Source organism: Geobacillus sp. FSL K6-0789 (genome assembly GCF_038593135.1).
GTDB classification, from domain to species: Bacteria; Bacillota; Bacilli; order Bacillales; family Anoxybacillaceae; genus Geobacillus; species Geobacillus stearothermophilus.
Genome location: NZ_CP151966.1, coordinates 2,366,464 through 2,389,137 on the forward strand (window position 1 = coordinate 2,366,464; position 22,674 = coordinate 2,389,137).

At 54.7% G+C, this 22,674-nt stretch carries 22 protein-coding genes, 3 pseudogenes and 2 other annotated features; of the genes and pseudogenes, 1 reads left to right on the plus strand and 24 read right to left on the minus strand.

The window, feature by feature from the left end; genetic code table 11:
- Nucleotides 1–4: 4 nt before the first annotated feature.
- The 3 genes from pheS to msrA form a co-directional block, all read right to left on the minus strand.
- On the minus strand, nt 5–1,039 hold the full coding sequence (gene pheS / locus NSQ51_RS12500) for a phenylalanine--tRNA ligase subunit alpha (RefSeq protein WP_049626574.1): 1,035 nt from the start codon (nt 1,037–1,039) through the stop codon (nt 5–7).
- Nucleotides 1,040–1,079: 40 nt separating this feature from the next.
- Nucleotides 1,080–1,315, minus strand: a binding site (T-box leader).
- 86 nt (nt 1,316–1,401) lie between these two features.
- A complete protein-coding gene (locus tag NSQ51_RS12505; protein WP_049624977.1) occupies nt 1,402–2,154 on the minus strand; it encodes an RNA methyltransferase in 753 nt (250 codons plus the stop codon).
- Nucleotides 2,151–2,675, minus strand: coding sequence for a peptide-methionine (S)-S-oxide reductase MsrA (gene msrA, locus NSQ51_RS12510; RefSeq protein ID WP_013144533.1), 525 nt, complete (start codon nt 2,673–2,675; stop codon nt 2,151–2,153). Before msrA ends, NSQ51_RS12505 begins: the two co-directional genes overlap by 4 nt.
- Before the next feature lie 267 nt (nt 2,676–2,942).
- Between msrA and sspI the strand changes: the two genes are divergently transcribed.
- Complete coding sequence (gene sspI, locus NSQ51_RS12515) at nt 2,943–3,152, plus strand: small acid-soluble spore protein SspI (RefSeq protein WP_015375579.1); 210 nt, start codon at nt 2,943–2,945, stop codon at nt 3,150–3,152.
- 28 nt (nt 3,153–3,180) lie between these two features.
- Here sspI and NSQ51_RS12520 read toward each other — a convergent pair whose 3' ends face one another.
- The 21 genes and pseudogenes from NSQ51_RS12520 to NSQ51_RS12620 all read right to left on the minus strand — a co-directional run bounded on the left by NSQ51_RS12520 (nt 3,181) and on the right by NSQ51_RS12620 (nt 22,653).
- Entirely contained in the window at nt 3,181–4,269 is a 1,089-nt protein-coding gene (locus NSQ51_RS12520; RefSeq protein WP_011232187.1) for a M42 family metallopeptidase, read from the minus strand.
- Between the two features lie 92 nt (nt 4,270–4,361).
- On the minus strand, nt 4,362–4,847 hold the full coding sequence (locus NSQ51_RS12525) for a dUTP diphosphatase (RefSeq protein ID WP_011232188.1): 486 nt from the start codon (nt 4,845–4,847) through the stop codon (nt 4,362–4,364).
- 15 nt (nt 4,848–4,862) lie between these two features.
- Nucleotides 4,863–5,114 carry a DUF1294 domain-containing protein gene (locus NSQ51_RS12530; protein ID WP_049624978.1) on the minus strand — a complete coding sequence of 84 codons (252 nt, stop codon included), beginning with the start codon at nt 5,112–5,114 and terminating at the stop codon, nt 4,863–4,865.
- Nucleotides 5,115–5,171: 57 nt separating this feature from the next.
- Complete coding sequence (gene rplT / locus NSQ51_RS12535; protein ID WP_011232190.1) at nt 5,172–5,531, minus strand: 50S ribosomal protein L20; 360 nt, start codon at nt 5,529–5,531, stop codon at nt 5,172–5,174.
- A 25-nt stretch (nt 5,532–5,556) separates the two neighbouring features.
- Nucleotides 5,557–5,757, minus strand: a complete 201-nt coding sequence (gene rpmI / locus NSQ51_RS12540) for a 50S ribosomal protein L35 (RefSeq protein ID WP_011232191.1) — start codon at nt 5,755–5,757, stop codon at nt 5,557–5,559.
- 13 nt (nt 5,758–5,770) lie between these two features.
- A complete protein-coding gene (infC, locus tag NSQ51_RS12545; RefSeq protein WP_080706499.1) occupies nt 5,771–6,349 on the minus strand; it encodes a translation initiation factor IF-3 in 579 nt (192 codons plus the stop codon).
- Nucleotides 6,345–6,476: a sequence feature (ribosomal protein L20 leader region), on the minus strand. (Overlaps the previous gene by 5 nt.)
- A 213-nt stretch (nt 6,477–6,689) precedes the next feature.
- Entirely contained in the window at nt 6,690–8,633 is a 1,944-nt protein-coding gene (thrS, locus tag NSQ51_RS12550) for a threonine--tRNA ligase (protein ID WP_049626418.1), read from the minus strand.
- Nucleotides 8,634–8,954: 321 nt separating this feature from the next.
- On the minus strand, nt 8,955–9,830 hold the full coding sequence (gene ytxC, locus NSQ51_RS12555) for a putative sporulation protein YtxC (protein ID WP_049624980.1): 876 nt from the start codon (nt 9,828–9,830) through the stop codon (nt 8,955–8,957).
- Nucleotides 9,831–10,116: 286 nt separating this feature from the next.
- Nucleotides 10,117–11,049: a primosomal protein DnaI gene (gene dnaI / locus NSQ51_RS12560; protein ID WP_033010808.1), complete on the minus strand. Its 933-nt coding sequence runs from the start codon at nt 11,047–11,049 to the stop codon at nt 10,117–10,119.
- An 11-nt stretch (nt 11,050–11,060) separates the two neighbouring features.
- Nucleotides 11,061–12,452 carry a replication initiation and membrane attachment family protein gene (locus NSQ51_RS12565; protein WP_121649960.1) on the minus strand — a complete coding sequence of 464 codons (1,392 nt, stop codon included), beginning with the start codon at nt 12,450–12,452 and terminating at the stop codon, nt 11,061–11,063.
- A 105-nt stretch (nt 12,453–12,557) separates the two neighbouring features.
- Nucleotides 12,558–13,019, minus strand: coding sequence for a transcriptional regulator NrdR (gene nrdR, locus NSQ51_RS12570; RefSeq protein WP_033008531.1), 462 nt, complete (start codon nt 13,017–13,019; stop codon nt 12,558–12,560).
- Between the two features lie 67 nt (nt 13,020–13,086).
- A complete protein-coding gene (locus NSQ51_RS12575; RefSeq protein WP_033008532.1) occupies nt 13,087–13,485 on the minus strand; it encodes a hypothetical protein in 399 nt (132 codons plus the stop codon).
- A gap of 125 nt (nt 13,486–13,610) precedes the next feature.
- The gene (gene speD, locus NSQ51_RS12580) at nt 13,611–13,985 is read right to left on the minus strand and encodes an adenosylmethionine decarboxylase (RefSeq protein ID WP_033008533.1); all 375 of its coding nucleotides are present in this window, start codon (nt 13,983–13,985) and stop codon (nt 13,611–13,613) included.
- A gap of 299 nt (nt 13,986–14,284) precedes the next feature.
- Nucleotides 14,285–14,651, minus strand: a pseudogene (locus NSQ51_RS12585) (type I glyceraldehyde-3-phosphate dehydrogenase); the annotation flags it as partial.
- A 240-nt stretch (nt 14,652–14,891) separates the two neighbouring features.
- Nucleotides 14,892–15,193: pseudogene (locus NSQ51_RS12590) on the minus strand (glyceraldehyde 3-phosphate dehydrogenase NAD-binding domain-containing protein); the annotation flags it as partial.
- Between the two features lie 116 nt (nt 15,194–15,309).
- Nucleotides 15,310–15,915, minus strand: a complete 606-nt coding sequence (gene coaE / locus NSQ51_RS12595) for a dephospho-CoA kinase (RefSeq protein ID WP_033008536.1) — start codon at nt 15,913–15,915, stop codon at nt 15,310–15,312.
- 28 nt (nt 15,916–15,943) lie between these two features.
- Nucleotides 15,944–16,768 (minus strand): DNA-formamidopyrimidine glycosylase, encoded by an 825-nt coding sequence (mutM, locus tag NSQ51_RS12600; RefSeq protein WP_033014418.1) that lies wholly within the window; start codon nt 16,766–16,768, stop codon nt 15,944–15,946.
- Between the two features lie 97 nt (nt 16,769–16,865).
- Nucleotides 16,866–19,502, minus strand: a complete 2,637-nt coding sequence (polA, locus tag NSQ51_RS12605) for a DNA polymerase I (RefSeq protein ID WP_049624518.1) — start codon at nt 19,500–19,502, stop codon at nt 16,866–16,868.
- A gap of 63 nt (nt 19,503–19,565) precedes the next feature.
- On the minus strand, nt 19,566–21,317 hold the full coding sequence (locus NSQ51_RS12610) for a HAMP domain-containing histidine kinase (RefSeq protein WP_049624517.1): 1,752 nt from the start codon (nt 21,315–21,317) through the stop codon (nt 19,566–19,568).
- Entirely contained in the window at nt 21,310–22,017 is a 708-nt protein-coding gene (locus NSQ51_RS12615; RefSeq protein WP_049624516.1) for a response regulator transcription factor, read from the minus strand. Before NSQ51_RS12615 ends, NSQ51_RS12610 begins: the two co-directional genes overlap by 8 nt.
- Before the next feature lie 168 nt (nt 22,018–22,185).
- Nucleotides 22,186–22,653: pseudogene (locus NSQ51_RS12620) on the minus strand (MaoC/PaaZ C-terminal domain-containing protein).
- Nucleotides 22,654–22,674: the final 21 nt, after the last annotated feature.

The window sequence follows — 22,674 nt, forward strand, 5'->3', positions numbered from 1 at the left end:
TCTGTTACACACGCAAAAATTGCCGCAAGAAACGTAGATCGTTTTGATAGAAATGACGGATGTCGTCAATGCCGTACTTCAGCATCGCGATCCGCTCCGGCCCCATGCCGAACGCAAAGCCGGTGTACGTTTTCGAATCAAAGCCGGCCATCTCAAGCACGTTCGCATGCACCATGCCGGCTCCTAAAATTTCGATCCAGCCGGTGCCTTTGCAGACGCCGCAGCCCCGCCCTTCGCATCGGAAGCAGGACACATCGACTTCGACCGACGGCTCGGTGAACGGGAAAAAGCTCGGCCGGAAGCGGATGTCGCGCCCTTCCCCGAACAGCTTGCGGGCAAATTCGCGCAGCGTCCCTTTCAAATCGCTCATCCGGATGTTCCGGTCCACAACCAATCCTTCAATTTGCGTAAACTGGTGCGAATGCGTCGCATCGTCCGTATCGCGGCGGTACACTTTGCCCGGACAAATGATTTTCACCGGGCCGCGCCCGCGGTGTTTTTCCATCGTCCGCGCCTGCATCGGCGATGTGTGGGTGCGAAGCAAAATCTCCTCCGTGATGTAAAACGAATCTTGCATATCGCGGGCCGGGTGGCCTTTTGGCAAATTGAGCGCCTCAAAGTTGTAATAGTCGGTCTCGATTTCCGGCCCTTCGGCGACCGTATAGCCCATGCCGATAAACAAATCTTCAATTTCTTCAATGACGCGTGTCAGCGGATGGGGATTGCCAAGACTCACAGGTCGTCCCGGCAGCGTCACATCGATCGCTTCGGCGGCCAGCTTCCGCTCGACTTCCTCCTGTTCCAGTTTCGCTTGTTTCGCCTCGAGCGCCTGCTGAATCGCCGCTCTCACTTCATTGGCCAGCGCGCCGAGTTTCGGGCGCTCTTCCGGCGGCAATGCCCCCATGCCGCGCAGCACTTCGGTGATCGGCCCTTTTTTGCCCAAGTAAGCGACGCGCACGTCATTCAGTGCTTTGACGTCTTTCGCCTCATCGATTCGGCGAAGCGCTTCTTGCTTCAGCTCGTACAGCCGTTCTTTCACTTAAGTCCCTCCTCTATCCAAAATAAAAAACCCGCCCCCGGTAAGGGACGAGTTGTTGCTCGCGGTACCACCCTTGTTAACAGCACAAATGTGCTGTTCGCTTCATTGCGATAACGGCCGAAAGCCGGAACACCTTTACATCCCCTTTTGGGATGGTCCCGGTGCCAACTCGGGAGGTGAACTTCACTTGCGTCGGCCATAAAAACGCTCCCAGTCTCCGGCGTTTTCTCCCTGGATGGCGAGCGGCAAGCTACTTTTCTCCGTCATCGTTGTTGTCCGTATGGAAAATGTCGCTATTTATTATACGCAAAGAAAACGGCAAAGGCAAGGTCAGGCCGAAATTTCTTTGCGCAGCTCATCGTTTACCGCACCGCCTGCAAGGAATAAAGCAAAATTCCGGCCGCGACGGCGACATTCAGCGACTCGGCTTGGCCGTAAATCGGGATGTAGATGGTTTCCGTCGTCATCTCGAGCCATTCGCGCCGGACGCCGCTTCCTTCATTGCCGACGAGCAAGGCGAAGGAAGACGAAGGCGGAACGGTGCGGTAATCAACGGCATTCTCCAAGGCCGTTCCGTACACCGGAATGCCCTGCTCCTTGAAACGCGCGATCCATTGCGCCAAATCGCCTTTGACAACCGGAAGATGAAACAGCGACCCTTGCGTCGCCCGCACGACTTTCGGATTGTACACATCGGCGCACCCTTCGCCAAGGATGACAGCATCGATCCCGGCGGCATCGGCGGTGCGAATCATCGTCCCGAGATTGCCCGGGTCTTGCACGGCGTCAATGAGCAAGGCGGTCTTCACGCCTTCAAGCTCGGCCGGTAGCTGTCGGCACACCGCGGCGATGCCTTGCGGCGTCTCCGTGCTGCTGATCGCCTTCATCACCGCTTCGGTCACGATCACAACCGGGACGCTGACGTCCCAGCCGGGCGGGATGGCTGTCCGCTCGTCCACCATCAGCTCAACAAGCGGCGCTCGGCTTTTTACAGCCTCTTCGACAAGATGAAACCCTTCAAGCAAAAACAATCCGGTCTCATCGCGCCCTTTTTTGGTCTGCAGCTTTTTCCATTGTTTGACGCGCGCATTTTTCGGCGATTCGATCCGCTTCACCGTTTCGTCCCCCAATGTTTGGCGATAAACTCGTCGCGCCCGGACGCGGCGCGGTCTTGCTTGTAATGCTCCGGATTTTTCTTATGGTAGTTTTGATGATACTCTTCCGCCGGGTAAAACGTCGTCGCCGGCAAAATTTTCGTTACAATCGGCTTCGAGAAGCGCCCGCTTTCCTCGAGCGCCCGCTTTGACTGCTCGGCGAGCTGGCGCTGTTTTTCGTTATGGTAAAAAATCGCCGTCCGATATTGCGGCCCGCGGTCGTGAAACTGGCCGCCGTCATCGGTCGGGTCGATTTGACACCAATACAGCTCCAACAGCCGCTCATACGGAAAGACGTCCGGGTCAAACGTGATTTGCACCGCTTCGTAATGGCCGGTCGTGCCGGTTTTCACTTGCTCGTATGTTGGGTTTTCGACATGCCCGCCCGTATAGCCGGAGACGATGCCGTAAATGCCGTCAAGCTCCTCAAACGGCGTCACCATGCACCAAAAGCAGCCGCCGGCGAATGTCGCTTTTTCCATTGTGTCGTCACCTCACAAGTTTCTTCATTTGATTATAACAAAATGTGTGCCGTTGTCATCTTTCACGACCAAAGCCAAGTTCCTTCACAAAGCCAGGCTCGTTCCGTTCCGTACGCCGGCCGCTCGGTTTCTCGTCCATCGTCGCCATCACTCATTTCGGTCTAGTTTTTCCTCTATTTATACCATATACGAGAGCCGCTCCATGTATAAATCCGCCGCCATTGGCAAACGATAACGGTGTATAATACGGCCAATGAGGTGAGACAAATGGATTTGAACTTGCGGAAAGCCATTATGCACAACGTCGCCAACAACTCGAAAGAACAGCTCGAGAATACAATCGAGGACGCGATCCAGCGTGGCGAGGAAAAATATTTGCCCGGCCTCGGCGTCCTCTTTGAAGCCATTTGGACGCACGCCAATGAACAGCAAAAAGACATGATGCTCACCACGCTCGAGCAGGCGGTTAAACAATGACGAACACCGGCCGAATTGGCCGGTGTTTTTATTCGTCAAACGTCAGTTGTTTCACTTTGTCGGCGTCAAGCCGTTTGATCACTTCGACAAGCAGCTTGACCGTGTTCTCGTAGTCGTCGCGATGCAAAATGGCGGCGTGCGAGTGGATGTAGCGCGTCGGGATGGCGATCGTGAGCGACGGAACGCCGATGCCCGTTAAATGAATCGCTCCCGCATCCGTACCGCCGCCCGGCATGGCATCAAAATGGTACGGAATGTTCAGCTCTTCCGCCACTTCGATGACGAATTCGCGCAAGCCGCGGTGCGACACCATCGTCGCGTCGTACAGGACGATGTGCGGGCCGGCGCCGAGTTTGCCCATCGCTTCTTTTTCCGACACGCCCGGTGTATCGCCGGCAATGCCGACATCCACCGCAAAGGCGATATCCGGCTGAATGAATTGGGCGGCCGTGCGCGCGCCGCGCAAGCCGACTTCTTCCTGCACCGTGCCGACGCCGTATACCGTGTTTGGATGGTCGACGCCTTTCAGCTGCTTGAGCACATCGATGGCGACCGCACAGCCAATCCGGTTGTCCCATGCTTTCGCGAGCAGCATTTTTTCATTGTTCAATACCGTAAATTCAAAATACGGCACGATCATATCGCCCGGGCGGACGCCCCACTCCATCGCTTCCTCGCGGCTTGTCGCGCCGATGTCGATGAACATATCTTTGATTTCCACCGGTTTTTTGCGCGCCTCCGGCGGCAGAATGTGCGGCGGCTTCGAACCGATGACGCCGGTGATGTCGCCTTTTTTCGTCACGATCGTCACGCGCTGGGCGAGCATCACTTGGCTCCACCATCCGCCAAGCGTTTGGAAGCGGATGAATCCTTTGTCGTCGATTTGCGTCACCATAAAGCCGACTTCATCCAAATGGCCGGCGATCATCACTTTCGGCCCGCCCGATTTCCCTTCTTTTTTGGCAATCAAGCTGCCGAGGCCATCCGTTGTCACTTCATCCGCATACGGAGCTATGTATGTCTTCATCACATCGCGCGCTTCCCGCTCATTGCCCGGGACGCCTTTCGCATCGGTCAGCGCTTTCAGCATCGTCAACGTTTCGTCCAACTTCGCCATCTTGGTACTCCTTTCCGGTTTTGTCCACTTTTTTATTATACTTGAAAAGGCTGACGATTGGCAAAATGAATCATTCGCCATCCAAAAAAAGATCAATAGCGCTCGTTTTGCCGCTTGTGGTTCACTTCATTTTTCCGCCGATACGCCGCCTCGATGTCATCGGAAGAAAAACCGAGCGCCACGCCAAGCCGCCAATACTCCGCAAACAGCGCATCATATTCCCCTCGCGCTCTCGTCTCCCCGAACCGCTCGGCGGCGCGAAACACGGCAAGAAACTGCTCGACAAGCGGCCGTCCCGCCGACGGAGCTTCGTTTTCTTCATAAAACAAGCCGCACTCCAGCCCGAGCGACAATAAAAAATGCAAGCCGTCCACATATTCCTCAAGCACTCGCTCGGCTGGCGCGGGCGGTTTGATGCTCCAAAATTTAAAGCAACGCGTCTCATTCGCGAGTTCACCCAGCTCCACAAGAAAGGCGAGCTGCTTGCGGGCAAACAAATCTTCCTCCATCAAGCCATGCTCCGTTTCAATGCGCCGATCCAACATGCGCTGCATATCGTAAAGCAAAGGCCAATTCATTCTTTCCTCCCCTTTCTACCTCATCCATCGCCAATAGAGAAACAGCTCCACCGCTACCAACAGCGGCAAGCCATAGCCAAAAGCCCGATGGCGCGTTTTATGGCGAAACGTGTACATTCCAGCTGCCGCACCGATGGCCCCGCCCGCAAACGCCAGCAGCCAAAGCGTCCGCTCAGCGGTGCGAAAGCGGCGGCGTTTCGCTTTTTGTTTGTCGAGCCCCATCATAAAAAAGGCAAGAAGATTGATCGCTATTCCGTATTGTACCATATCGATCCCTTTCCTTGATAAGAAAATGGCCATCCTGATCAAGGATGGCCATCGTTGTTATTTATTCAAATTCGCTTTCGCCAAGTCGGCGAGTTGGGCGAACGCGGCTTGATCGTTCACCGCCAAGTCGGCGAGCATTTTCCGGTTCACTTCCACGCCGGCCAGCTTCAAGCCGTGCATCAAACGGCTGTAGGACAAGCCATTTTGGCGAGCCGCCGCGTTGATGCGGACAATCCACAGTTTGCGGAAATCGCGCTTCCGTTGACGGCGGTCGCGATACGCATACATGAGCGATTTCATCACTTGCTGGTTCGCAACTCTATATAACGCGTGTTTCGCGCCGAAATAGCCTTTCGCAAGCTTCAATACTTTTTTGCGACGTCTGCGCGTCACTGGTCCACCTTTTACGCGTGGCATAATCGTTCCCTCCTATAGTCGGTCGTTATTTCAAGTTGTCGAGCATTTGGCGAATGCGTTTGAAATCGCCAGGCGAGACAAGCGTCGCTTTGCGGAGATGACGCTTTTGTTTTTTCGTTTTATTGGCAAACAAGTGGCTCGTATACGCATGGCCGCGTTTCAATTTGCCGCTCGCCGTCTTTTTGAACCGTTTCGCCGAGCCGCGGTGAGTTTTCATTTTTGGCATCACAGTTTCCTCCTTACTTGTTGTCGTTTTTCGGTGCGAGCACGAGAAACATGTTGCGCCCGTCCATTTTCGGCGCCGTTTCGACGACCGCGATGTCGGCACACGCTTCCGATAAGCGGTCAAGGACGCGCTGTCCGATTTCTTTATGGGTGATCGCCCGTCCTTTGAAGCGGATCGTCGCTTTCACTTTATCGCCTTTTTCCAAAAACTTGCGCGCGTTGCGCAGTTTCGTGTTGAAGTCATGCTCCTCGATCGTTGGGCTGAGGCGCACTTCTTTCACATTGATGACCTTTTGCTTTTTGCGCGCTTCTTTTTCTTTCTTCTGCTGCTCGAAGCGGAATTTCCCGTAATCCATGATGCGGCAAACAGGCGGTTTGGCGTTCGGCGCCACAAGCACGAGGTCCAAGTTGCGTCTCGCCGCAATTTCGAGCGCTTCCTGCTTCGACTTGATGCCAAGTTGGTCGCCGTTTTGATCGATCAAGCGCACTTCCCGGGCACGAATTTGCTCGTTGATAATGAAATCTTTGCTAATAATGAGCCACCTCCAAGGTTTTTTCCAACTGGCTTGTTTGCCGGCAGAGCCCGCTCTCAACGAAAAAGCGCGGATGCACAAAGCACCCGCGCACGACGTTCGGACAAAAAGTTGGCGAACCGTAACAACCTGCCAACAGCCTTCTTAGCGTCGGTCAGGTGAGAAGCGGGCGCTTCTGCTTTCGTTACAAACAAGCAATCATTCCACTTTATACACTATACCACCTTGGCGATGGCATGTCAAGGAGCGGCTCTTGATAAACACAACGTCCTTTATTATAATGGATTCTCACTTCGTTAGCAAGAGAAAATTTTCAGTTGACCGCAACAATGCGCTCCAGCCTCCGCCTGCGCGCGAAAAAAAGCGGTCCGAAACGCGTCGGACCGCCATAGGTCGTTCCTTATTTCGCCCGTTTTTCCCGCACGTCTTCCGCTAACAAGGCAGCAAATTCATCAAGCCCCATCGTCCGGCTCTCTTTTTCGCCGTAGCGTCGGACGTTGACCGCTCGCTCGGCCGCCTCTTTGTCGCCGACAACGAGCATGTACGGGATTTTTTGCATTTGCGCTTCGCGGATTTTGTAGCCGATTTTTTCGTCGCGCTCGTCGACTTCAACGCGGAAGCCGCGTTCTTTCAGCGTCCGCTGCACGTCATAGGCGTAATCGAGGTGCGCCTCCGGCGACACCGGGATCACCTTGACTTGAACCGGGGCGAGCCATGTCGGGAACGCGCCTTTGTATTCTTCGATCAAGAACGCGACAAACCGCTCCATCGTCGAGACGACGCCGCGGTGGATGACAACCGGGCGGTGCGGCTTCCCGTCTTCGCCGATGTACGTAAGGTCAAAACGTTCCGGCAAGAGGAAGTCGAGCTGCACCGTTGAGAGCGTTTCGTCTTTGCCGAGCGCCGTGCGCACTTGCACATCGAGCTTCGGCCCGTAAAACGCCGCTTCCCCTTCAGCCTCATAGTAGTCGAGACCAAGCTCGTCCATCGCTTCGCGCAGCATTCGTTGCGCTTTTTCCCACATTTCATCGTCGTCGTAATATTTTTCTTTGTCATGCGGATCGCGGTATGACAAGCGGAACGAGTACTCGTCAAGCCCGAAATCTTTGTATACTTCTAAAATCAAGTTGACGACACGTTTAAACTCGTCTTTGATTTGGTCAGGGCGCACGAAAATATGGGCGTCATTAAGCGTCATGCCGCGGACGCGTTGCAAGCCGGTAAGCGCTCCGGACATTTCGTAGCGGTGCATCGTGCCAAGTTCGGCGATGCGAATCGGCAGCTCACGGTAGCTGTGCAGCTTGCTTTTGTAAATCATCATATGGTGCGGGCAGTTCATCGGACGCAGCACAAGCTGTTCATTGTCCATTTCCATCGGCGGGAACATGTTTTCTTTGTAATGGTCCCAGTGTCCTGACGTTTTGTACAGCTCGACGCTGCCGAGCACCGGCGTATACACATGGTCATAGCCAAGCTCGATTTCTTTGTCGACGATATACCGTTCAATGATCCGGCGGATCGTCGCCCCCTTCGGCAGCCAAAGCGGCAAGCCTTGCCCGACTTTTTGCGACGTCGCAAACAGCTCAAGCTCTTTTCCTAATTTGCGGTGGTCGCGCTCCTTTGCCTCTTCGAGAAGATGCAGATAGCGCTCCAAATCTTCCTTCTTGAAAAACGCTGTCCCGTAAATGCGCTGCAGCATTTTGTTGTTGCTGTCACCGCGCCAGTAGGCCCCCGAGATGCTGAGCAGCTTGAATTCTTTGATCTTGCCGGTCGACGGCACGTGCACGCCGCGGCAAAGGTCGAAAAACTCGCCTTGCTCGTAAATGGAAATCGTCTCGCCTTCCGGAATATCAGCGATCAACTCGAGCTTCAACTCATCGCCGATTTCTTCATACAGCCGGATAGCTTCTTCACGGCTCACTTCTTTGCGGACGATATCCAAGTTTTCTTTGACAATGTTGCGCATTTCCGCCTCAATTTTCGGCAAATCGTCCGGCGTCAGCTTATGCTCCATATCGATATCATAGTAGAAGCCGTTTTCAATAACGGGTCCGACGCCGAGCTTGACGTTGCGATACAGCCGTTTGATCGCCTGCGCCATTAAATGGGCGGCGCTATGGCGCAAAATATCAAGCGCCTCTGGCATATTTTGGGTGATAATCACCAGCTCGCCGTCCTCATGAAGCGGCGTGCGCAAATCGACGAACCGGCCGTTCAGTTTCCCGGCGATCGCTTTTTTCTTCAGCCCCGGACTGATCGACGCGGCGATGTCTTCGGTCGATGTCCCGCTCGCAAACTCCTTTTGCGCTCCGTCCGGGAACGTGATGCGAATCATGTCTGGCATCGGCAATCACTCCTTTGTCATAATTAAAAAAGAAAAAAACTCCTCCCTCAAAAGGGACGAGTTTTCGTCGTGGTTCCACCCTTCTTCCCATGGCAACACAACGCCATGGCTCAACAACAATAACGGCTAGCCACCGGCGGCAACTACTGGGCGCTCCGTTCGCTGCCGCAGCTCTGAGGGGGTAAGCGCATTTTTCGTGTTAGGAAGGTTCCAGCCGCCGCCTTCCCTCTCTGGAAACCGTAAAAATGCACCCATATCCTCGTCATCGCTTGTCTATGCGGTTATTTATGTACGATATTATAGCGGAACCGAAAAGAAAAATCAAGATTCTTCCCCATTTCCGGCGCTGGCGACAAACAAGCGGGAAAAATCAGCGCGGCGGCGGAGGCGAAGCCGCTCTTGAAACACGTTTTGCAGCGTCTGCACCATGCCGTCATCCGGGTGGTCGGTATACAGCTCAATTTCCGCCGGAGCAAGCGAGACAAGCGGCGCGAGCACCGAAGAATCGATATACATCGGCTGGCTGACGACGAGATGGCGGTCGATCAGCCGTTTCACTTCCGCCGCCGACAGCTCGCGGCGGTGGCGGTCGTAAAACACGAAGTGCGGCGGGTCGTGCACCAAATACAGGCGCGGCCATTGCGGCGTCCGGCCAACCAGGCATTCGCGCAGCATTTGCACGAAAGTTTGATACTCTTGCTCCAATTTGTACTCGTCAATCGCGAGCCCGACATAATGTTCAAGCCGCTCGATGTACGGCTTCAGCCGAAAGGTGACAAACGACGAAAACGAGAAGGACAGCCCGTCGCGAAAAAACGAAGCGCACGCCTCGCGCAGCAGCGCCATGCGCGAAGCAGCAAACTCCGCCCCTTTCTGATAATCGCGCCGTTCACCGTCCAAAAACGAATGGGCGAGCGCCAAAATTTGCTGCTGTTCCTCGCGGTCGCGAAAATAAAAGACACCGGAAATGATCGACAACAACAGCCGGTCTTCGAGGACAGACTGCACAAATGCAGTCATGGCTGGTATGATATACGTCTCGAGCACGTGCTTCTCATCGCCGTATATGTAAACCGCCACGATCTTGTTTCCGTCGTAAGCGGCGTGAAACAGCGGACAGGCATCCCGTTTCCGTTCATTCAGCAGCCAAAACAGTTTCTCCGCCTCGCTTGCCTTGTCAAAATGGATTTCGATCACCCGCTGTCCCCCCTTCTCCGAGATCAACACTTGGTTTATATATATGGGGACAATCAGCTGTTTAGACTAAAAAAGCGCAAAACGTCCAACGTTTCCCGCCTACAGGGATGCGCCGCTCGGCGGCTGCGGCGGACGGAGCGCACAGACATTCGCAACGGGTTCATTCGCCAAGATGCCCCGCTCCTTGGCGGCTGACGGAGAATGCATCCTTTCCGCCCCAGCGCAGAAAAACGGCGCCCCCTTGCGTCAGGGGACGCCGTAAGCGCGCCGTTTGACCGCTTATCCATCATTCGCGGCGGTTTGGCCCGGTAATTTCAACCGGGTGCGCGAGTGAGCGGATCCGCTCCATAATGCGGGCGGCTTTCACTTTTTCTTCCTCGCCGCGCTGCGAATACGTCAAATGGTGGGCGAGCTGCTTCATATCAAAGTTGGAGGTGAAAAAGGTCGGCAAATTTTCAAACATCCGGTATTGCAAAATTGGGCCGAGCACATCGTCGCGCACCCAGCTCGACATCGCCTCCGCTCCAAGGTCATCGAGCATGAGCACCGGCACTTTTTTCACATAATCGAGCTTTTCGTTCATCGTCTGATCTTGCAATGAATGCTTCAGCTCTCGAAACAGCTCCGGCACATAGACGATGAGCGACGGAATGTTCCGTTTCGCCAGTTCATTGGCGATCGCCCCGAGCAAATACGTTTTGCCGACGCCGAACGACCCGTACAAGTACAATCCTTTCATTTTTTTCCCCGGCTCGTACTCCGTCACGAACTTCTCTGCAAACTGGATGGCTTTAATGCGCCCATCGTCGCTAAGATCCACATCCGACAGCGAAGCTTGCAAAATTTCCCGCGGCACGAACATGCTTTGAATGAGCGCTTCCTGCCTTCTCCGTTCATCATCTTGCACTTTTTTCGGGCAGCGGTCGTATTCAACGTCAATTCGCCCGCCGGCGACCACCAAGTTCGGATGATACCCCGGCAACATATTTGGGCATTGCTCGAGCCCTGGGCACTGGCGGCAATGGCCATGTTGCTCGATAAATTCGTACAGCTTCATTAAACTTCGGTCCACCGCATCGCGCGACAGCTGCTGCTCGTGCGCCTGCAAAAACGGCTGCACGTCCGGATGCGTCAAAATATAGCGCCGCATTTGTTCATAGCGCCGCCGGAACCCTTCGTTTCCGAACAGCCGCTGCAACAGTTGATTTACTCGTTCCATCGCCTTTACACCTACGATCCATCACGGTATTTTTTCAGCCGTTCCTCGAGCTCTTTGCGCGCCTGTTCCACATCAAAGTCGTCATCATCCGGTTGGCTGTAATCCATGTTCAGCCAGTCGGGGACGATTTCAGTGCGCACGACTTTGCGCACTGTCCGCGTCCCTTTTTCTTTTTCATTCGCCCAGTTTTGGTACGTCTTTGCTTCCTCTTTAGCCAGCTCCATCGCCTCTTTGACGGTGCGCACCTTTTTGCGCGCCCAATGGCTGGCGATTTTCTCGACATATTTTTTCGATAGTTTCATATTCGTCCGCAGCATGACGTAATAAATCAGCACATTGACGACGCCCGGAAGAAGCTGCTGTTGAAACATAATATCTTCGATCAATTGCAAATCGGCGAGCGACGGCTCCGCTCCCCCGGAAATTTCCTTCAGAAGCTGGCGCGGGGAGATCGTCTCGAGCTGCTTCATCAACGCCTCCTCTTTTGTGCGTGGCTCGATGTATTCCATCGTCCGGTAAGCGAGCGGCTGCACCCGTTCGACAAGGCGCGGGGCGGCGCCGCCGTGCTCGATCTCATACCACTCCCGGGCCGCCCGGCGCAGGGCGTCAATGTCAATCTCGTATGCCGGATCGATGACGCCGAGGACAATTTTTTGCATTTCCAGCGGCGGGATGCCGTACAAAAATGCCAACTTTTTGATCGCTTCTTTCACTTTCGCGGTTACGGCCCGGCGCGGCACCATCTGTTTCGACAAGCCGGCAAAAAACAGCTCAAAATCAAACACGCCGTCATCGAGCGCATACGACGCCTCGTCCCGCCCCATGTGCACTTTTCCATCCGGCGGCTCGAGCTCGCGCCCGGCCTCTTCATTGAATCCCGCGACGATTTGTTCAGCATGAACGGACGAAAATACGTCCGAAAACGCGCGCGTCACCCGGGTGAACTTTGTCTCATCCACAACCGGGCAGGCAAAACAGTCATTCAGCTGGGCAAACATATGACGGCCGACTTGCCGGTACAAAAAGACGCCGAGCATTTCGTCGCGGAAAAATTGATCCGGCGCCAGCGGCGGGCGCAGCTCATACACAAACTGCTTCGGCTCTTCCGCCTCGGGGGCGTGGACGTACGTATTCAGCAGCCCGATGCCTTCGAGCTTCAGCCGCTCGCTGTAAATGTCCGGCAGGCCGCACTGCATGAGCGCCATAAGCCGATGGTGGTTCGCTTCCCGGCCGCCAAGCAGCTCGAGCTCCCCCCAAAGCGTCATATATAAGGCGAGCGCACGATGGCCGATCAGCGGCTGATACAGCATAGTCAACACTTTTCGGTCCGCATCGTGCAGCGCAGTGCGGCTTTGCACCATATACCGATCAACGGCCAACAACTCTTTCCAATGGTGTGGCATCGCTCCGACCTTCCATTCTGCCATATTCGTTTCCATCCACCTCTCGCCTTCCCGGCCGAAAAATAAGCTGAAAAAAGGGCCTGCCGCATTCCCGCCCGAGCCCTTTTACCGTTGTCCTTTTTTAATCAGCTCTTTTAGCTCTTCGATAAATACGTTGATATCTTTAAACTGCCGATAGACGGAAGCGAAGCGGACATAGGCCACCTCATCGATGCGCGACAGCCGCTCCATGACCATTTCGCCGATCGTTTCGCTTTTTACTTCCGATACACCTTGGCTGCGCAGCTCGCGCTCGATTTCCTGCGTCACTTTTTCCAATTGCTCAAGCGCCACCGGCCGTTTTTCACACGCTTTGATCAAACCGCGCAAAATTTTTTCCCGGCTGAACTCCTCGCGCGTCCCTTCTTTTTTGACGACAATCAGCGGCGGTTCCTCGACCCGCTCAAACGTCGTAAATCGATAGTGGCATTGTTCGCACTCGCGCCGGCGGCGAATCGAGCGGCCTTCTTCGGCCGGGCGCGAGTCAAGCACGCGCGTGCCTTGGTGATGGCATGACGGACATCGCATAACATCCACTCCGTTCCTCTTCTTATCTTCTATCATACCGGAATGGCAGATGGCAGACAAGCCATAGTCAGCTATTGAGGCCAGAACCGATATACGGCAGGCGGCCGTCAAGCTTCCGGTATAACTCAAGGATGACCGCCCGGCTGCGGCCAAAATCAAACGGCAAGAACTTTGTCTCGGTCGTCACCGAAAAGTCCACCGCCGTTTCAAACGGGCGGACGGAAATGACGGTGGCGACGATAAACAGCTTGGGGCCGCGCCGCGTTTGGGCGCAAAGCTCGCCGCGCTCTTCGGAAACGGAAAGCAGCTCGGCGTCAGGCAGCGAAGCGAGCAGCTCTTTCACCGCGTCGATGACAGCGCGGTGGGCCGCTTTGTAGTAATGGCTCCGGAGCTCGGCGTCCTCATGGTTTTCCCGCGTTTCGCAATGGTTCGTCAACGCATACTTCAACTTTTTCCACATGCTCATAGCCACGTCTCCCTAATCGTTCTTTTTTTCACCATCATACCATGATTTTGGCCGCCATGGCACCGCCGAAAGCGTAAAAAAAGGAGCGTCCTGTTTACGCTCCTTTTGCTTCCGTTGTTATGGAATTACAGCGCGTGCGCCTTTTTCACTTCAATCGGGCGCATGCCGCGCGGCAGCTCAATCGTTTCCCGCGTTTGCGCGCCAAGCTTTTCGGCGATGTAATCCGCGGCGATGGTCGGGTCTAAATGGCCGCATGTATACACATCAATGCTGGCATAGCCGTGTTCCGGAAACGTATGAATCGTTAAATGGGATTCGGAAATAATGACGACCCCGCTTACGCCTTGCGGAGCGAATTTATGGAACGCGACTTCGCGAATTTCCGCTCCCGATTTTAATGCGGCGTCTACAAACGTTTTTTCAATAAAGTCCATATCGTTCAGTTTGTCAAAGTCGCATCCCCAAAGTTCCGAGATAACGTGACGACCCATCGTATCCATGCGAAAGTCCCCCTTTTAACCAATTTTCTCAAATAAAAAACAGATTTGTAGGTTGCAAAATGGCATGTATAACTACCACGGGGGAAAGTTAGTCCTAAGAGGTCCTAACCCTTTAAGTAGTCACATTACCTTTGCCGTTAAGAAGTTCACGAAACATAGTATACTTTGTTTAGGGGGTTTTTGCAACAGGCTTTTTTAATTTTTCGCATGCCAAAAGGAAAAAGCGCCCACACCGCCACACGGGCGGATCGGACGCTTTGCGCATCTTTTCACGATTGCGAGATTGGAAGAAAAACTGCTTAAGCGCTCACATGAAGACGCTCATTCATTTTGGCGGCGACAAGGCTGGCCAAGTCGACGACGCGGCACGAATAGCCCCACTCGTTGTCGTACCAGGCGAGCACTTTCACTTTCCGGCCGTCAATCACCATTGTCGACAAACCGTCAATGATCGCCGAATGCGGGTTCATGCGGGTTCGTGTTGAAATCGATCGACACAAGCGGCTCCATCGTGAAATCCAAAATGCCTTTCAGCGGACCATTGGCTGCGCGGAGAAGAGCTTCGTTCACTTCCTCGACCGTCACATCCCGCTTGACGTCAACGACCAAATCGACAAGCGACACGTTCGGCGTCGGAACGCGCAACGCCATGCCATGAAGCTTTCCTTGTGAACTACCCACCACCTACACTTCGCTTAGAGGTGGGGGCTTCAAGCGACTTGTGTGTGTTCGCTGAACGGTAAGCCACACACAAGAACCCTTTACGCTTCCCTTCGTTCCGAAGGTGTCCGTTCTAGCCATATTCTATCATATTCGTTGGCTAACGCCAACCGAAATTCATCTCCCACTTTCACTGGTGCTGGCGCACCTTCACGTTTAGAAGTAGGAGACTTCTTTCGGAGGGAAGTTAAATTTGCCGGTCGCTTCAATCACAATATCAATATCAAGCTCTTTCCACGGCAATTGTTGCGGTCGCGCGAGTTCAGCAATTCCACCTTTTTGCCGTTGACAAGCAATCCGTCTTCCAAAGCGGCGACATCGCCGTCGAATTTGCCGTGGTTGGAGTCGTATTTCACCAAATGGGCTAACGTTTCCGGCGGATAGCTAGCATTCACCGCCACAATTTCAAGGTCGGGAGGATTGATGGCTCTCCGGAATACCATCCGTCCAATTCGTCCGAATCCGTTAATCGCCACTTTCGCCTTCATTCACCTTGTTCCCTTCTCATATATGTTATACTATTTATTTTAATCCACATAAATAGTATATCATATTTTTGTGAAATACGGAGAGCAAAATCAATAAAACGCAGCAAAAAAGACGCCTATTTTCCCAAGGCGTCCCATTGATGCAAAATGGCCAGCAACTGCCGGCGTGTCTCTTCGATCGTCCCGTTGTTGTCAATCACCGCATCGGCCCGTTTCACTTTTTCCGCCATCGGCCACTGGGAGCGGATGCGGGCGAGCGCTTCCTCTTCGGTGAAACCGTTGCGCGCCATGAGCCGGCGGAGCTGAACGTCATCGTCGACGTACACAACAAGCACTTTATCCACCCAATGAGTCAGCCCGCTTTCAAATAACAGCGGAATATCTAGGACGACGGTCTTCGCTCCGGAGCGGATGTGCGCTTCTTTTTCAGCCAGCATTTTTTTCCGCACCGCTGGGTGAACGATGGCGTTGAGCACTTTCCGCTGTTGTTCGTCGTTAAAGACGATCGCCCCGAGTTTGGCTCGGTCGATTTCGCCGTCCGCCCGCAAAATGCCCGGACCGAATGCAGCGACGATTTGCCGGTACGCCTCCTCCCCCGGGCGGACGACGGCGCGCGCCGCCTCATCCGCATCGATGACCGGAAGGCCGAGCTCGCGCATCATCGCGCTGACCGTACTTTTGCCGCTCGCAATTCCACCGGTTAATCCGATCGTGAATGCCATTCGGCACCCCTCCTTTTTTGTCTGCTGCCTAGCGTTGGCAACGCGGGCAATAATGCGTGCCGCGGCCGGCGACAACCATTTTCTCAATCGGGGTGCCGCACCGTTTGCACGGCTCCCCTTTGCGGCCGTATACGAACAGGTGATGCTGGAACATTCCGGCTTCTCCTTGCGTATTCACATACGTGCGCACCGTGCTTCCCCCTTTCATGACCGCCTCGCCGATCGTCGCTACCATTTCTTCGTGCAACCGTGCAAGTTCTTCATCCGTCAGCGAAGCAGCCGGCCGTCCAGGGAGAATGCCGGCGCGAAACAGCGCTTCGTCGACATAAATGTTGCCAAACCCGGCCACGACCGTTTGATCAAGCAACAACGCTTTCACCGTCCGCTTTGTTTTCGCCGCTTTTGCGGCCAACACCGCCGGAGAAAACGCTGGGGACAGCGGTTCCGGCCCTAATTGAGCGAGCGGCGGCCGGCAGTCTGCTTCCTCTTTCGCGTACACGTGCATGGTTCCGAATTTGCGTACATCGCGATAACGAAGCTCACTGCCGTCTGTAAAACGAAACACAATGTGCGTATGCGGTTCAAGCGGCTCATCGGACTGGGCGACCGCGTAGCGCCCCTCCATGCGCAAATGGGAGATGAGCATATCCCGGTCAAGCAAAAATTTCAAAAATTTCCCGCGCCGATCGATGCCGCGCACCGTCTGCCCGGCCAGCCTGGCAGCAAACGCCGCCGGGTCTTGCGGATGACGAATGATATTCGGCCAAAACACCCGCACCTCTTCAATCGTTTTGCCAGCGACAAGCGGCAACAGCGTGCGGCGGATCGTTTCCACTTCCGGCAGTTCCGGCATGGCGCCTCCCTCCTTTTCCTGTTCGTGCACCTGTTTTAAAGCAACAGCTCATTGCGCGGCCCCGTGAAAAACCGAGCAGCTGGCGGGCAGGCCGCTTTTATTTGGCGTCGTACCACGTCGGACCGTAATGGTAATCGACTTTCAGCGGCACGCGGAGTGCGACGGCTTGCTCCATCACCTCTGGAACGAGGCGGCACAGCCGCTCGATTTCCTCTTTCGGCGCCTCCAAAATGAGTTCGTCATGCACTTGCAGCAACAGGCGCGCCTGCAGCCGTTCTTCGCGCAGCCTCACGCTTAGATCGATCATCGCTTTTTTAATAATATCAGCGGCACTCCCTTGGATCGGTGTGTTCATCGCCGTCCGCTCGGCGAAGCTGCGGACGTTGAAGTTGCGGCTTGTAATATCGGGCAAATAGCGGCGCCGATGCAGCAGCGTCGTCACATACCCTTTTTGTTTCGCTTCTTGCACAATGTTGTCCATATATTGCTTTACACCTGGAAAACTAGCAAAATATCGCTCAATAAATTCAGCCGCTTCTTTGCGCGTAATGTTCAAGTTTTGCGCCAGACCGTAATCACTAATGCCGTACACGATGCCAAAATTGACGGCCTTCGCTTGGCGGCGCATGTTGGCTGTCACGTCTTCTTCGCTCACATGGAAAATGTCCATGGCTGTTTTCGTATGGATGTCCAACCCGCGCCGGAACGCTTCAATCAAATTGTCATCTTCCGCGATATGGGCGAGGACGCGCAGCTCGATTTGCGAATAGTCGGCCGCAAAGATGAGCCAGTCCGGCTCCGACGGCACGAACGCCTGGCGGATTTTCCGCCCTTCCTCAAGCCGAATCGGAATGTTTTGCAAATTCGGTTCGACGGAGCTGAGGCGCCCGGTTTGCGTCAACGCCTGATTGAACATCGTGTGCACTTTGCCCGTCACGGGGTGCACCACTTTCAGCAGCCCTTCAATATACGTTGACTGCAGCTTGCCGAGTTGGCGGTAATGCAAAATATGTTCGACGATTTCATGGTGCGGTGCAAGCTTCTCAAGCACATCGGCTGAAGTCGAATAGCCGGTTTTTGTCTTTTTCAACACCGGGAGCTGCAGCTTGTCAAATAAAACCGTCCCGAGCTGTTTCGGCGAGTTAATGTTGAACTCTTGGCCGGCGAGTTCGTAAATGCGCCGCTCGACCGCCTGCAGCTGCTCGGTGAGCTCCGCCCCCATCTGTTCAAGCCGCTTCGTGTCCACTTTCACTCCAGTAAATTCCATATTGGCCAAAATGCCAGCCAGCGGCTGTTCGAGCTCGGTCAGCAGCCGATCTTGTTCGTTGCGGCGCAGTTCGTCCATCAACGGCTCTTCAAGCGCCCAAATGGCCGCCGCCTTGCGGGCGAGATGCTCGGCAAGCATCGGTTCATCAGGAACCGTCCGCTTCGCTCCTTTTCCATAGACCGCCTCATCCGATCGCACCGCCTCGTACTGATGCATTTTCGCCACCGCGGCAACGTCGCCCGCCGCCTGCGCCGGATCGAGCAAGTAAGCGGCCAGCAACAGATCGAACACGACGCCGCGCAGTTCGATTCCTTTCCATTTTAACGCGACGGCCGCCCGCTTTGAATCAAACATCGTTTTTTTCTTCGTCTCATCGCCAAGCCAAGCGAGAAATTTCGGATCGGCGAGCGCCGTCTCCGGGCGCAGGAAAAACCGCCCGCGTTCGTTGGCCAAGGCGATCCCGACAATCGGGGCATGGTGATAGTTGTCGCCCACCACCTCCACGACGAGGGCCGCTTTGTCGGCGAGCATTTCGTCCGTGACGCTGTCGGCGATCGCAAAATCCATCCCGGCGAGCGGCTTTTCGCCTTCATCCGTTTGGACGGCCATCTTGTCGAGAAACGACTGGAATCCGAGCTCCTGAAACAAGGCGACCACTTTTTCCCGGTCTTCTCCTTTGTAGACAATGTCATCGAGCGTCAGCTCAACCGGGGCGTCGCGGCAAATAGCGGCCAGCTGTTTGCTTAAAAGCGCCAAATCCCGGTATTGGCGCAAATTTTCTTTCAGCTTCTCCCCTTTGATCTCATCGATCGATGCCAGTACGTTTTCGACCGTGCCGAATTGCTTGAGCAGCTTGACGGCTGTTTTTTCCCCGATGCCGGGCACGCCAGGGATGTTGTCGGATTTGTCGCCCATCAATCCTTTCAAGTCGACAATTTGCTCCGGGGTGAGGCCGTATTTTTCCGCGACCGTCTCCGGCGTGTACGACTCGATGTCGGTAATCCCTTTTTTCGTAATCTCCACCGTCACTTGCGGGGAAGCAAGCTGGGTTAAATCGCGGTCGCCGGAAATGACTTTCACTGCAAACCCTTCTCGCTCAGCCCGCGCCGCCATCGTTCCGATAATATCGTCCGCTTCGTAATGGTCGAGCTCATAGGCGGGGATGCGGTACGCCTTGAGCAATTCGCGCAGCAGCGGAAACTGTTCCGACAGTTCCGGCGGCGTCTGCTGCCGCCCGCCTTTATAGTCTTGGAACGTTTCATGGCGGAACGTCGTTTTCCCGGCGTCAAACGCCACGAGAATGTGGGTCGGCTGCTCTTCCGCCAAAATTTTGTTTAACATCATCGTAAACCCGTAGACTGCGTTCGTATGAATCCCTTTATCGTTATGCAAAAGCGGCAACGCGAAAAAGGCGCGGTACGCCACGCTGTTGCCGTCAATTAAGACGAGCTTGTTTTTCAACATCATCCCTCCTCGGACGTTCCTTGTTCTATTGTACCACGCCGGCGGGCGGCCATAAAAAGAAGCCGGCTACCGCTCCGGCTTCGGGAAATGAATCGTAAACTCGGTGCCGCGCCCGACTTCGCTCGCCACCGTAATGTAGCCGCGATGCGCCTCGACCAAGTGCTTGACGATCGAAAGGCCCAGCCCCGTCCCTCCTGAGTTGCGGCTGCGCGCCTTGTCGACGCGGTAAAAGCGTTCGAAAATGCGCAGGATTTCGTGTTCTTCAATGCCGATGCCGGTATCTTTCACATGGATGAGCACTTCTCCATCTGTTTCTTCCGCCCAAACGGCGACGTTCCCCCGTTCCGGCGTGTACGCCAACGCATTGGCGAGCAAATTGAGCAAAATTTGCTTCAGCCGGTTCCTGTCGCCGCGGATCGTCAACCCGGGCGGAGCCTCGGCGCGCAAGTCGATTCCTTTTTCCGCTGCCTGCTTGCGAAACACGGCCACCGCCTCCACCATCACTTGGGCGACGTCGACGTCCTCCATGTTCAACCGAAACCCTTGCTGCTCAATTTTTGACAGATCAAGCAGCTCCTCAACGAGCGTCTGCAGCCGCTCGCTTTCCTTTAAAATGATGGTCAAAAAATGCTCAAGCGCCGCTTCGTCTTTCATCGCCCCGTCAAGCAGCGTCTCAGCGAATCCGCGGATCGACGTCACCGGCGTTTTCAACTCGTGCGACACGTTGGCGACAAAGTCTTTGCGGATTTGCTCGAGCCGCTTGAGCTCGGTAATGTCGTGGAACACGACGACGATCCCTTTCCATTCGGCGTTCGTGCCGATAATCGGGGCGCCGTACACGTCGAAATGCTTCCGCTCAATGCCGACCGTCAATCGCATTTGCCGGCGGATAGGCGTTTCTGTAATAAAAATGTCGTCAATAAGCCGGACAACGTCGCGGTATGGTAGCACATCGGCATATGGACGGTACAAGCAGGCGGATGGCTCAAGATGAAAATAGGTTTGGAACGTGCGGTTGAGCAAATGAACATGCCCGCGATGGTCAATAAACAACAACGCGCTGCCGACGTTTTCAATGAGCGTATGAAGCCGTTCGGTTTGGATTTCTCGCGCCCGGCTCATCTCCTGCAAGTTGCGGGCGAGGCGGTTGATCGAGCGGACGAGCATGCCGGCTTCTTTATATTCGCCATCAGGCACACGGGCGGCATAGTTGCCTTTTTCGAGTTCAAACGCCGCCTTCGTCGCTGCTTCAATCGGCCGCATATATTGGTTGGTGATTTTAAAGACAAGGGCGATTATGACAACAAGCGCCATGCCGAGGCTGCTCGTGAGCACGCCCCAAATTTGCTGGTTCACTTTTTTCAGCGAGCTCGTCGGCGTGCTTAACACGACATAGCCGTCCCGCTCCGAGCCGCGTCCGTATGGAGCGATGTAATAGTATACATCATTCGCTTTTTCAATAACCGAGAAGCGCGGAAACTGCTGTTTGCGCAAAATGGTGCGGATGATGCGCTCATGGTCTTCATCGCTGATCGCCGCGATGCGCCCACTGTCAAAGAGCACTTGTTCATTTCGGTCAAGCACCGTGATGCGCGATGACAGCTCGTTCCCCATGTCGTGCAAGTCGATGCGAATTTGCTCAAGCGACTCGTTTTCAAGCAAAATGGCGAGCGCTTTCGCCTCTTTTTCCATCCGCTTGTTCATCGTCTCGGCGTAAAACTGTTTGAGCAGTTGTCCAAGCAGCAAACCGAGGGCGATCAAAACCGTGACGATGAGCGTGATGAGCCAAAACAACAGCCGGTTGCGCAAGCTATCCATGCTGCTTGGGCTCCTCCAGTTTGTAGCCGAGGCCGCGCACCGTTTTGATGTATGCCGGTTTTTTCGTGTCCTCTTCGATTTTCTCGCGCAAATGGCTGATATGGACATCGACAATGCGCGTATCGCCGGCAAAATCATAGTTCCATACCGCGCTGAGCAGCTGGTCGCGCGTCAGTACCCGTCCTTTATGCCGCGCCAAATACAGGAGCAGCTCAAATTCTTTCGGCGTCAGCTCGAGCGGCTTGCCGCTGATCGCCGCCTCATATCGCTCTGGAAAAATCTCGAGCCGGCCGACAGAAAGCCGCTCGCCCTCCTCCGCTGCCGGCTGTGCAATCTCCGTACGGCGCAAGATCGCCTTCACCCGCGCAACGACTTCCCGCGGGCTGAACGGCTTGGTCATATAATCGTCGGCGCCAAGCTCGAGGCCAAGCACTTTGTCAAACTCGTCATCGCGGGCCGTCAGCATTAAAATCGGCGTCATGATTTGCTGCTGACGGAGCCGCTTGCACACTTCGACACCGTCAAGCTTCGGCAGCATCAAGTCCAAAATGATGAGCGCCGGCTGTTCGGACGCCACTTTGGCGAGCGCTTCTTCGCCGTCATAGGCAGCCACAACTTGAAAGCCGGCTTTCTCCAAGTTGTACGCCAACAATGTCACGATCGGCTGTTCGTCATCAACGACTAAAATTTTTTTTTCCATGCCGCTCCTCCGTTTCATCCGATAGTTTCTGCCCTTATGATACCATAACTCGCGATTTGTCACGAAAAAAATAAAGAGACTGCTCCCCCGGCGGGCAAGCAGCCCCGCAAGGAACAGTCTCTCGCACGTTGTCGCCGGCTTTTGGCCGCCGGCGAAACACGATTCCGGTCAAAAATTTTCTAAAACCCGGCCATCAAAGCGCGGCAAGGCGTGCGGCGGACAGACGGACAACGTTCCATCCAGCACCGTCTCTGTCCCGCGCGTCGCGGTCACGGCCAAGGTGACGCAATGGCCTTCCTCATCCACCCCGGTCACTTCGAGCAAAAATTCGAGCGTCTCATAATGGTAAACCGGGCGGAGAAAGCGGATGTCCTGCCGGGTGATGTAGCTTCCCGGACCGGGCAAATATTTGGAGACCGCCGACGTAATCATCCCCGTCAGCATAATCGGCGCACAACCGGCTGGCCGAGCGGCGTCTGCAAAGCGTAGTCATGTTGGATGTAAAGCGGGTTGGCATCATCGGTCAGTCCAAGGTAAAGAAGCAAGTCTTTGTCCTCAATGGACGCCTGAAAGACAATTTTTTTCTCCAACCTGAATCTCCCTGATCGTTCTCCCGGGTTTCCGTTTTTTCAACACGTTCCCACCCCTCCTATCAGA